This is a genomic window from Peribacillus sp. NPDC097225 (assembly GCF_044761955.1).
Taxonomy (GTDB): Bacteria; Bacillota; Bacilli; order Bacillales; family DSM-1321; genus Peribacillus.
This window is the reverse complement of the sequence record NZ_JBIWDJ010000001.1, coordinates 260,428-272,315: the sequence shown is the minus strand read 5'-3', so window position 1 is coordinate 272,315 and position 11,888 is coordinate 260,428. Positions and strand designations below refer to the sequence as shown.

12 protein-coding genes are annotated in these 11,888 nt (G+C 39.6%); all 12 read left to right on the top strand.

Going from position 1 to position 11,888, the window contains the following annotated elements:
• Window positions 1–28: 28 nt before the first annotated feature.
• The 12 genes from ACIQXH_RS01315 to ccsB all read left to right on the top strand — a co-directional run bounded on the left by ACIQXH_RS01315 (window position 29) and on the right by ccsB (window position 11,783).
• Window positions 29–442, top strand: coding sequence for a hypothetical protein (locus ACIQXH_RS01315; RefSeq protein ID WP_402869258.1), 414 nt, complete (start codon window positions 29–31; stop codon window positions 440–442).
• Window positions 443–464: 22 nt separating this feature from the next.
• Complete coding sequence (locus tag ACIQXH_RS01310; protein WP_402869256.1) at window positions 465–953, top strand: YpuI family protein; 489 nt, start codon at window positions 465–467, stop codon at window positions 951–953.
• 111 nt (window positions 954–1,064) lie between these two features.
• Window positions 1,065–1,943, top strand: a complete 879-nt coding sequence (locus ACIQXH_RS01305; protein ID WP_402869255.1) for a superoxide dismutase — start codon at window positions 1,065–1,067, stop codon at window positions 1,941–1,943.
• 429 nt (window positions 1,944–2,372) lie between these two features.
• The gene (gene ahpC, locus ACIQXH_RS01300; protein ID WP_402869253.1) at window positions 2,373–2,936 is read left to right on the top strand and encodes an alkyl hydroperoxide reductase subunit C; all 564 of its coding nucleotides are present in this window, start codon (window positions 2,373–2,375) and stop codon (window positions 2,934–2,936) included.
• A 134-nt stretch (window positions 2,937–3,070) separates the two neighbouring features.
• Window positions 3,071–4,720 (top strand): FAD-dependent oxidoreductase, encoded by a 1,650-nt coding sequence (locus ACIQXH_RS01295; RefSeq protein ID WP_402869252.1) that lies wholly within the window; start codon window positions 3,071–3,073, stop codon window positions 4,718–4,720.
• Window positions 4,721–4,911: 191 nt separating this feature from the next.
• Window positions 4,912–6,072 carry a D-alanyl-D-alanine carboxypeptidase family protein gene (locus ACIQXH_RS01290; RefSeq protein ID WP_402869250.1) on the top strand — a complete coding sequence of 387 codons (1,161 nt, stop codon included), beginning with the start codon at window positions 4,912–4,914 and terminating at the stop codon, window positions 6,070–6,072.
• Window positions 6,065–6,658 carry a nucleoside recognition domain-containing protein gene (locus tag ACIQXH_RS01285; protein WP_402869248.1) on the top strand — a complete coding sequence of 198 codons (594 nt, stop codon included), beginning with the start codon at window positions 6,065–6,067 and terminating at the stop codon, window positions 6,656–6,658. Before ACIQXH_RS01290 ends, ACIQXH_RS01285 begins: the two co-directional genes overlap by 8 nt.
• A 2-nt stretch (window positions 6,659–6,660) precedes the next feature.
• Complete coding sequence (locus tag ACIQXH_RS01280; protein WP_402869247.1) at window positions 6,661–7,200, top strand: spore maturation protein; 540 nt, start codon at window positions 6,661–6,663, stop codon at window positions 7,198–7,200.
• Between the two features lie 277 nt (window positions 7,201–7,477).
• Window positions 7,478–8,218 carry a pseudouridine synthase gene (locus ACIQXH_RS01275; RefSeq protein WP_402869246.1) on the top strand — a complete coding sequence of 247 codons (741 nt, stop codon included), beginning with the start codon at window positions 7,478–7,480 and terminating at the stop codon, window positions 8,216–8,218.
• 198 nt (window positions 8,219–8,416) lie between these two features.
• Window positions 8,417–8,947 carry a thiol-disulfide oxidoreductase ResA gene (gene resA / locus ACIQXH_RS01270; protein ID WP_402869244.1) on the top strand — a complete coding sequence of 177 codons (531 nt, stop codon included), beginning with the start codon at window positions 8,417–8,419 and terminating at the stop codon, window positions 8,945–8,947.
• A gap of 18 nt (window positions 8,948–8,965) precedes the next feature.
• Window positions 8,966–10,612: a cytochrome c biogenesis protein ResB gene (gene resB / locus ACIQXH_RS01265; RefSeq protein ID WP_402869242.1), complete on the top strand. Its 1,647-nt coding sequence runs from the start codon at window positions 8,966–8,968 to the stop codon at window positions 10,610–10,612.
• A complete protein-coding gene (gene ccsB, locus ACIQXH_RS01260; RefSeq protein WP_402869241.1) occupies window positions 10,605–11,783 on the top strand; it encodes a c-type cytochrome biogenesis protein CcsB in 1,179 nt (392 codons plus the stop codon). The genes resB and ccsB overlap by 8 nt, the downstream gene beginning before the upstream one ends.
• Window positions 11,784–11,888 lie beyond the last annotated feature (105 nt).

Genomic DNA, 11,888 nt, shown 5'->3' with positions numbered 1-11,888 from the left:
AAAAAATGGATGTTTGGAGGGGTTGCAGGTGCGCATTGTAGCGTGCAATGGGTATGCGCTTGAAAAAGAAAAATCAAATTCTCCCGAGGACTTCTTTAACCGTTCCACTGTCAAATACATACAGGCCGGTGAAGAAAAGGTATTGAATGTATTGTATCTTCGTTACTTCGATGAGATGATCGCCCGTTGGACTCCATATTCTCAAAATCCCGTTTTCAAAAGCCTGACTAGAGATATCTATATGGCTGATATTATCGCTTTGATTTGTCTCATCAAAGAACCAAGTTTATCCAGCCGAAAGCGAATATATATAAATTCAGAAAAAGAGTTAGCAAGTTACTTTCTAAATATAAACTTTCCAAAACTAGAGGAAGTGTTTAGATCTATTGAACAAGCTAAACCATATGATATTAAAACATATTTAGACTTTTATCAATCATAATCATTATGAGGAGGGTTCACGGTTGGGGAATACATTGGTAAAATCACAGCTTGAGGATGTAAAAAGCTTTTTAGAAACGACAGTGGCTCAGCTAGAGGAGTTTCTGAATGAAACGACTTATTCTAAGTTGCAACAGGAAAAAAATGGTGAAGAAAGCTATTATAAAGGAATTCTCTCTAGTTTAAGAAGAATGCTTGTAAGTTGTGAAGAGGGTTTGGAAGCATGTCAAATCGTTCTTAAAAATGAGGTTTTTAATAAAGCTGCTGCGGAAAAGACGCTTTATAGAGTGTATCATCAATGTATCGAAGAGTACTTTTCACCAAAATCGGACCGATGGTTTGAAGACAGTCGTTCAGCTTATACAGGGAAAAACTCCATCAAGTTCCATCAAACGGTACCGGATAGTATCATCACCATTCTTAAGACCGTAGAGAGTGGATTCCAGAACATGCGTGAAGAATTGGAGTTTTACGAAACCGATTATCGAACTAAGATGTTGCAATCTCGATAAGGAAACAGCAGGGCCTAATAGCCTTGCTGTTTTTTTGTTAATGGTCTTTTCTTTTATTTGGAGCATAAAATGGGTTGATGTCTTATTTGAGATTTTTGGAGGGTGTGCTTATTGGATATAAGACAGTATGTGATGGATGTCAGTGAATGGATCGAACAAATGATGGGGTACATGGAGAGTATTGATATTAAGGACCGACGAATGATAGCAAATATGGAACAGCTTTCACGATGGACAAAGACATTGGAAACCGGAGATATAGATAATGAAGAACTACAAAAGATTGAAGAAGAAATAAACAGGATTTATAGAGAAATCAAAGAAAGGGCAAATGGGTTCCAATCTCAGAACGAAACAGAGGGATCTGTAGGTATCGGGAAACATACGCTTCCCCCCTTGCCATATTCATACGATGCACTTGAACCAATAATTTCGGCAGAAATTATGCGCTTGCATCATGATAAGCATCACCAAACATATGTGGATGGTTTGAATAAAGCGGAGTTAATGATGAAAAAGGCAAGAGAATCCAATGATTTTTCACTTTTGAAACATTGGGAAAGAGAGGCGGCATTCCATGGTTCCGGACATTATCTGCATACATTATTTTGGGAAGGCATGATGCCCGGAGGTGGAGGTCAGCCGAAGGGAGATCTCCTTAAACAGATTGAGAGAGACTTTGGAAGTTTCGAGGCTTTTAAAAGTCACTTCAGCGAAGCGGCCAAACAGGTGGAAGGCGTTGGCTGGGCCATTTTGGTCTGGGTTCCCCGATCACGTAGGTTAGAGATCCTTCAATCTGAGCGACATATGATTTTGACACAATGGGATACCATCCCTGTCCTTGTTCTGGATGTCTGGGAACATGCTTATTATCTTCAATATAAGAACAATAGGGCAGCCTATGTAAAAAAATGGTGGAATGTCATAAATTGGCCGCAAACCACATTACGGTTCAATAAAGCAAAAAAACTGATTTGGAAACAACAATGAATAGTAAATGAGTTCTCGCGAAAAGATAGGAAGGGATGGATGGGGCCATAGTGGTTCCATCTTTTTCGTTTAGATTATTTTCGGGGGTATGAAAAGTATGGAAAAATGACAGGAAGAGGAAATCAGGGACCGAAAGGGAGTGAATACTTCAGGTGAATATTCTCAATTGTAAATTATTGTTATTAGAATTAGGCCGTGATATTTCTTCTAAAATAATTTTATATTTTTCATATTAGTTCTTGATATAGTAATGTGGGTATGTTAAATAGACCATTCATAGGGATTATAACTTGTTTTTATGTATATTAGTATAAAGTTGTGTCGAAAATGTGAACATGACAATTATTAAGTTATATTTATTGACTAGTTACTAAATAATAATTATTATAAACAGGAAGCAAAAAATATTTTTTCTGGAGGAATAATAATATGTCATTAATTAATAAACAAGTTGAAGATTTTAAAGTTCAAGCATACCAATCAGGAGAGTTCAAAGAAGTGACACTAGAAGATGTAAAAGGAAAATGGGCTGTATTCTTCTTCTATCCAGCTGACTTTTCATTCGTATGTCCAACAGAATTAGCTGATCTTCAAGATAACTATGAAACATTCAAAGAAATCGGTTGTGAAGTTTACTCGGTTTCAACTGATTCTCATTTCAGCCATAAAGGATGGGCAGATGCTACTGATACAATCGGTAAAATCGAATACCCAATGCTAGCAGATCCAGCACTAGCTCTATCTCGTCAATTTGGAGTATTAGTCGAAGAAGATGGCGTAGCTTTACGTGGTACTTTCATCGTAAATCCAGAAGGCCAAATCAAATCATATGAAGTGAATGACATGGGAATCGGCCGTAATGCTGAAGAACTTATTAGAAAAGTTCAAGCTGCACAATTCGTAGCAGAACATGGAGATAAAGTTTGCCCTGCTAAATGGACTCCAGGTGAAGATACATTAGAGCCAAGCTTTGACCTAGTAGGAAAACTTTAATTTTAGGATATTTCCCTATACATATATCAACTAGTTGATATATAAAACAGCTATGATTGACAAAAGGCACTTACTTCAATAAGTGCCTTTTGTCCTTTAAAAATAAAATTTTTTAAACAGCAAGGAGATCAACTATGGAAAAAATATATGATTTATTGATTATCGGGGGAGGGCCAGCAGGTCTTTCTGCGGGAGTTTATGCAGGTCGAGCAAAATTAAAAACGATCATCCTTGAAAAAGGATCTGGCGGTGGGCAAGCAGCCACCACTTCAGAAATAGCTAACTATCCTGGTATTCGCAACATCTCAGGTCCAAAGCTAGTGGAGGAAATGAAACTTCAAAACGAAGATTTTGGTGTGGAGTTCGCTAAATCAGATGTAACCGGCGTAGATTTATCTGGGGAAATAAAAATCGTAAAAACGCTTAGTGGGGACTATCATGCACGCGCTGTAATCATTGCAACGGGCGCCACCCCAAGAAAACTTGGGTTTCCAGGAGAAGAAGAATTCACTGGCCGAGGCGTAGCGTATTGTTCAACCTGTGATGGAGAGTTCTTTGAAGGGTTAGAAGTTTTCGTCATTGGAGCAGGATATGCAGCGGCTGAAGAAGCCATTTTCCTTACTCGCTTTGCAACAAAAGTAACCATTATCGCCCGCGAATCAGCCTTCTCATGTGCCCCTTCCATTGTTGATAAAGTAATGGCCAATGAGAAAATCGAGGTCAAATTCAATACAGAGATTCTTGGTGCTTATGGCGACGGCATGATTCAACGTGCCCGCTTCATCAATAACGTAACAAAAGAAGAGTGGGAATATGAAGCAAAGGAAGAAGACAGTACATTTGGCATTTTCGTGTTCATTGGTTATCAACCTCAAACGGCCATTTTTCAAGGCCATATTGAAATGGACCGTGCTGGCTATATCCTAACTGACGATGATATGAACACAAATGTAAAGGGTGTTTACGCAGCAGGTGACTTGAGACCGAAGTCCTTGCGTCAGATCATTACAGCAGTATCTGATGGAGCGATAGCCGCTACGGATGCGGGTAAATATGTTGCAGAAGAAAAAGACCGCTTAGGCATTAAAGATGAGCCGGTAGTGGAAGAAAAGAAAGAGGAAAAGAAAAAAGCTGCTGCACCAGCAGGTAAGAGCTCCTTACTGAGCGATACGTTAAGAGGCCAACTAAAAGGAATCTTCGATAAGATGGAGAATGACGTGACCTTAGTATCAATCGTGGATGAAAGCCTACCCAAATCGGTAGAATTACGTGACTTCTTATTAGATGTTGCAGAATTAGGGGACAAGCTTCATCTTGAGCTATATAATAAAGGTGAAAATAAAGATATGGAAGAAAAAGTGAATGCCGATAAATTCCCTGTAGTCTCCCTGTTAAATTCGAATGGGGAATACAGTGGGGTCAAATATCACGGTGTACCAGGCGGACATGAACTGAACTCCTTCATTTTAGCTATCTACAATCTTGCTGGTCCGGGTCAAGCGATGGATGCTGCTGTTCGGGATTCAATCAAATCAATTAGCAAGAAGACAAATATTAAAGTCATGGTATCTTTAGCGTGCCACTTCTGCCCTGACGTTGTAGTTGGAGCACAACGAATCGCCATTGAAAATCCTAATGTGGAAGCTGAGATGGTCGACATCAGTAATTTCCAAGACATTAAGAAAAAGTATAAAGTTATGAGTGTTCCGGCTATGATCATCAATGATGAGGAAGTAGTGTTCGGAGCGAAGAAGATCGATGAAATTGCTGCTTTATTAGTTTAATAGATGAAAAACCGATGGATGGACATAACATGTCTGTTCATCGGTTTTTTTTCGTTTTTTTGTACCTTAACCTAATTGAATTATGCTTGTAACCTTCCTATTATCTTTAAAGACCTTCGATTATTTAATCATAACCCTTGTCCATTTGCATAAACTTGTACAAAAACAAGTAAAGAAACGGGAGGGCACTCATGCGTTTTCTATATAAAGAAATACCCAAATTGTGTATGGTCATTCTCATGTTTTCTTTTCTAGCACCATTACAGAGCGTTCAAGCCAACGTAGCCGTCAGTGCCCATAGTGCCATTTTAATGGACGAAGAAAGTGGAAGGGTCATTTATGAAGTGAATGCTCACGAAAAGAACCGAATTGCAAGTATCACGAAAATCATGACTGCTATCTTAGCTATCGAATCGGGAGAAATGGATGAGACCGTAACAATCAGTAGTAATGCTTTTGGTACTGAAGGGTCTTCCCTTTATTTGAAAGAAGGTGAAAAGATCAAGCTTGAAGATTTGGTTTATGGCTTGATGTTACGTTCGGGGAATGACGCGGCTGTTGCGATCAGCGAAAAGGTGGGAGGGAGCCTTGATGGTTTCATTTGGATGATGAATCAAAAAGCGGAAGAAATCGGTATGAAGAACTCCCACTTTACGAACCCTCATGGATTGGATAATACCAAGAATCATTATTCAACGGCATATGATATGGCTTTACTCACCCGTTATGCTATGCAAAACAAGACATATGCCAAGATAGCTGGCACTAAAGTACATCGGGCCCCTAACTCGACCGAGAATTGGGATTATGTATGGAAAAATAAGAATCGGCTACTCACGCAATTATATGAGTATTGTACCGGCGGGAAAACGGGCTATACTAAACTTGCAAAGCGGACATTGGTCACTACAGCGACTAAAAATAATCATAATCTTATCGCTGTCACGTTGAATGGGCCGGATGATTGGAATGACCACATCAATATGTATGAATCTGCTTTCAAGAATTACAGTTTGACTGAAATTCTTCCTGAAGGCGCCATAAAGGACATAAAGAATAAAACGTATAGAGGGCATGTTTATTTCAAAAATGATTTTTCCTATCCTCTTACTAAGGACGAAAGGAATTCAATAAAGGTTAAAATGAAATTTCTGAAGCCGAAGAAGAGTTGGGAAGATAAACGAAATATTCCGGAAGTAGTGGGCAAGGCTTATATCTATCTGGATGGAAAACAGGTCGGTTCGCGTTCCATCTTTTATGGTGAAACTGTAGAAAGTTTCAACCAGCAATCTTTTCAATCCTCGTGGGCTGCTCTATTCGAAGCAGTATTGGGAATAGATAGAAATGGTTAATTATATCTGGGTTGGAATGACGGTAATCGGTATAGTATTCGCCATGATTAATGGGACCATGAATCAGGTGAATGAAGCACTTTTTGTTAGTGCCAAGGAAGCTGTCACCCTTTCGATAGGCTTGATGAGCATTCTGGTTTTTTGGCTGGGGTTAATGAAAATCGCGGAAGAATCGGGGCTGCTCGAAAAACTATCCGTTTTGTTCAAGCCTTTAATGAAATGGTTATTCCCTGAAGTCCCTCCCAATCATCCTGCAATGGGCTATATTTTATCCAATATGATGGCGAATACGTTTGGATTGGGAAATGCAGCGACACCATTAGGGATTAAAGCCATGGAGCAGTTAAAGAAATTAAATGGTAATAAAGCGACCGTAAGCCGTTCGATGGTTACCTTTTTAGCGGTGAATACTTCAAGTGTGACATTGATCCCAACGACCGTCATTGCTATAAGGATGAATTACGATGCCGTCTCCCCGACTGACATAGTGTTTCCAACTATCGTGGCTACAGCCATTTCGGCGGTAGGGGGAATAGCGATAGATCGATACTTTTATTACAGGAGAAAGCGGAATGGGAGGGAATAGGAATGCTACAATGGATGACCGCCATTTCGATTTGGTTGATACCACTTTTGATTCTCTCGATTTTATTATACGGTACGTATAAGAAGGTTCCCACCTATGAGACCTTCGTAGAGGGGGGGAAGGAAGGAATCAGTATGTCTTTCTCCCTTATCCCTTTCTTGGTGGGAATGCTCGTCGCCATATCGGTGTTTAGAGCCTCAGGGGCTCTTGATTCCTTCGTACAGGCATTAAAACCGATTCTGTCCTTTCTTCACTTCCCGGCTGAGGTTTTCCCCCTGGCGATCATCCGTCCTATATCGGGAACGGCTGCATTAGGGATGACGAGTGACTTGATTTCCGTATATGGTCCGGATTCCTTTGTTGGTCGCTTGGCGGCTACGATCCAGGGAAGTACAGATACGACCCTGTATGTGTTGACTGTATATTTCGGAGCAGTGGGAATTAAAAAAATGGGTGATGCACTCAAGGTTGGCTTATTGGCGGATTTAGTCGGGGTTATAGCAGCAGTGGTTGTGGTCACGCTTGTTTTTGGTACAAAGTAAGCCGAGGAAATGGATGTATCCATTTCCTTTTTTTATTGATATCCTATATTTTACGATTTTAAGAAAAGGATACATTTTTTTGCCATGGAAAATTAAGCTATGTTACACTCATTATGGAAACCAGCCTATATAACAGATCCTAAATGGATGAAATAATAAAAGAAACGGCCATATTCACGAAAAACCTTTTGTTTTTGCCTCGCTATATGTAATAATTGTATGATTGTGTATGTACAGACAATAACAAACGAATGATTATACTATGAGGTGAAGATAGATGGAAAGATTACAAAAGGTAATAGCACATGCAGGATTAGCATCGCGTCGTAAGGCCGAAGAGCTAATATTAGAAGGCAAGGTAAAAGTGAACGGTAAAGTAGTGAAAGAATTAGGTGTGAAGGTAGGTCCTAATGACAAAGTACAGGTCAATGAAATCCCACTCGAGAAAGAACCACCTGTATATTTCGTATTCTACAAACCACGCGGAGTCATTTCAGCTGTTTCGGATGATAAAAATAGAAAAGTCGTAACGGATTACTTCCCATTCGTCCAAGAACGGATTTATCCTGTAGGTCGTCTCGATTATGATACTTCCGGTTTATTGGTTTTAACGAATGACGGGGATTTTGCGAATACACTCATGCATCCAAAACATGAAGTCGACAAAGTGTATGTAGCTAAAGTGAAGGGCATTCCTTTACGTGAGAGCCTAAGGAAATTAGAAAAAGGAATCATGCTTGAAGATGGAAAAACAGCTCCAGCTAAGACCAGAGTACTGACGACTGATAAGAAAAAGGAAACGGCCATTATAGAAATCACTATCCATGAAGGGAGAAACCGCCAGGTCCGTCGGATGTTTGAAGCGATAGGCCATCCTGTAATTAAATTAAAACGGGAGCAATATGGTTTCTTAACATTAGATGGGCTGACTGCGGGAGATTCAAGAGAGTTAACTCCCCATGAAGTTAAATTAATGCGGACGATGGCATCGACTGACCCTAAACAGCGGAGAATGTAATACGTTTTTTCTCTTTATTAACAGGTTGAAACCGTTACCCCATTCATCCAAGCGGTTGAATGGGGTGGTGGAAAACAGCCTGTAAATTCCTTTTCTTTCATGATACGAAAAAGGTGTCGACGAATCTTCAAAATATGGTCATCGTGTTACATGTTATATTGGTATGGTGAAATATAGAGCTGCCTTAGGAGGATTTCTATGGATAGAAAAAAGCGACGCCTAGTGAGCAGGACCATCATTCTACTGTTATTAGGTGCAGCTTTAGTGTTTGCCCTTTATACGAACTTCACTAAAGATAAGAATGACAGTCTTCAAAAAGGAAAGGAAGCTCCTAATTTTGTTTTGACTGACATGGCAGGCAAAGAACATAAGTTGTCGGATTATAAAGGAAAGGGTGTTTTCCTGAACTTTTGGGGTACATATTGTAAGCCTTGTGAATACGAAATGCCTTATATGGAAAGTCAATATCAAACATACAAGGACCAGGGTGTTGAGATATTAGCAGTCAATGTCGGGGAATCTGAATATTCGGTCAATAATTATGCTGCAAAACATAATCTTACCTTCCCAATCATGATTGATAAAGGCAGGGAAGTGGAGAATGCGTATCGCGTTGATATTTTACCGGTAACCTTCTTGATAGATAAAGAAGGAAAGGTGATAGATATCATTACCGGAGCCTTGACAGAAGAGAGCATCCAAAAGCATATGGAGAGAATTAAACCATAATACTGGGGAGTTTTTGACATGAAAGAAGTAAAATGCGATTGTGGCCATGTAAATCCATATGGTACAAAAATTTGTGAAGTTTGCGGGAGTATCCTGGATAAAGAAGATAAAAAATTAATTGATATGCGCTATGAGGGAAGTGCCAGACGTTCACAGACTTATAACAAAACGATCATTGATAAAGTCTGGAATTTCTTCTCTTCCGTTAAGGTTGGGGTTACCCTTATAGTCCTGGCCTTGGTTGCTTCTGCAATCGGAACAATATTTCCACAGGAAATGTATATCCCTTCTTCTGTAACACCCGCCGAACATTACCAATCGGAGTATGGAACGTTAGGGAAGTTGTATTATGAATTCGGATTTCATAATTTATACAGTTCATGGTGGTATCTAATCATTATAGCGATGTTGGGCATATCCCTTCTGATTGCAAGTATCGACCGCTTTTTCCCATTATATCGGTCTTTAAAGAAACAAGGAATTACTCGCCATGATGGTTTCATGAAGCGACAAAGGGTATCGGGAGTGACGAAGCTTGATGGCCAGGGAGTAGATTTGGAAGAAGTAAAAGAGCGGTTGAAAAAGCAGCGCTATCATATACGTGAGGAAAATGGGAACATTCTTGCAGAAAAAAGCCGTTTTTCACGTTGGGGCCCTTACGTCAACCATATCGGACTTATCATTTTTTTAATTGGGGCTTTACTACGCTCAGTACCTGGAATGTATATTGATAAAGTGCTTTGGCTAAGGGAAGGCGAGACAAAAGAGATTCCTGGTACAAATGGTGAGTATTATCTTAAGAATAATGAATTCACACTGGAAGTCTATGATAAAGAGAATGAAGAAGACGAGCAATTCAGTGCCGCCATTGATAAAACTGGTACGATAGCTAAGACTTATGAAGCAGATGTGACATTGTTCGAGCGTCAAAATGAAGCGTTGCCAGGTGAAAAAGCAGAACTTGATAAAGTTAAGGATTTTAAAATAAAAGTGAATGAACCCTTGAAACACGATCACTTTGCTTATTATCAGGTGGATTATAAATTGGACGAGCTTAGTACCATGTCTTTTAATCTTATCAATAAAGAGACAGATGAGAAATTTGGAAATATCACGGTGGATTTGAATAATCCGCAGAAGATGTATGAATTGAATAAAGGGTATTCTGTCGAGTTAATGAGTTATTTCCCCGATTTCGAATTTGATGAAAAAGGAGAACCGACGACGATATCAAAGGTTCCGAATAATCCGGCATTTATCTTTAATATGAAGACCCCAGATAAACCAGATGGTGAAGTGAGTTTCGTAGCTATAAAAGAAACGGTGGAACCATTAGGAGAAAATACATATAAACTGGCTTTTGCTGGAGTTGAAACGAAAGACGTTACAGCTTTGACTGTCAGGAAAGATCTTACATTGTGGATTCTTTTCACCGGGGGAATTATCTTCATGATAGGTGTTATCCAAGGTTCGTATTGGAATCATCGCCGTATATGGATTAAAAGAAATGAGAGTGAGATTTTGATAGCCGGCCATACCAATAAAAACTGGCATGGCATTAAGAAAGATATAAAAAATGCGATTGAATCAACACCACTTTGTGAACCAACAGATTTACTAGAAGAGGAGAAATCTTCTAATAAGGGGGAAGTTTTAAATGGCTGATTTGAGCGGTAATTTATTATATGCGGCCTTCTTTTTATATCTAATTGCGACCTTTATTTTTGGAGGCTCGATAAAGGATAAAAAAGGAGCAGAGGAGAAAAAACAAAATAACTGGGCAAAATTAGGAATCACCTTGACCATTTTAGGATTTGCAGCGCAGGTGGGTTATTTTATTACAAGATGGATTGCTGCGGGCCATGCACCTGTTAGTAACCTGTTTGAATTTACAACATTTTTCGGCATGATGATGGTAGGGGCATTCATCTTGATTTACTTTCTTTATAAAACGCCCGTCCTTGGGTTATTTGCCCTCCCCATTGCATTATTGATCATTGCGTATGCAAGTCTGTTTCCGACGGAAATATCGCCGCTCATACCAGCCTTGCAGAGTGATTGGCTACATATCCATGTAACAACTGCAGCGGCAGGGCAGTCCATTCTTGCCATTAGCTTTATCGCCGCTATCATTTATCTGGTTAAATCGGTGGAACAGACAAAAGCAAGTAAACGGACATTTTTTCTTGAAATCATCATGTATACGTTAGTCAGTACACTTGCACTTGTAATAGTATCCTCCACTTTCTCCATGATGGATTATAAAGCTAGTTTTGATTGGGTTGATAAAAAAGATATGGCAGCCAAACAGGAATATACACTTCCTGCCTTGGTTGGTCCTCATGAAGGGGTTATGCTTGAAAAGGGACAATTCCAACCATTGGTGGAGATGCCTGCAATAATCAATGCGAAAAAACTGAACACAGTCATATGGTCGATTGGTGCAGGACTGGTCCTGTATGGCTTGATAAGGTTGATTTCTCGGAAAAGAGTCGCTGCTCTAATAAAACCGCTTGTTAAAAATGTTAATTTGAACTTGCTGGATGAAATCAGTTACCGTTCCGTTCTAATTGGATTTCCGGTCTTCACACTCGGGGCACTTATTTTTGCCATGATTTGGGCCCAGATTGCTTGGACACGATTCTGGGGATGGGACCCGAAGGAAGTATGGGCCCTTATCACCTGGTTGTTTTATGCAGCCTTTTTACATCTGCGTATGTCTAAGGGATGGCAGGGAGAAAAATCAGCCTGGCTTGCGGTCATTGGTTTTGCCATCATGATATTCAATTTGATATTTGTGAATTTGGTTATCGCTGGTTTGCATTCATATGCCTAATTAAGGGAACCTTATCATTAGATGAAGGGGGTCTTTTGATAGTAATGTCGTTAATTTTATCGATATTCCTACCAAACGATCCCTTTTTTATGATTAAAGCGTTAT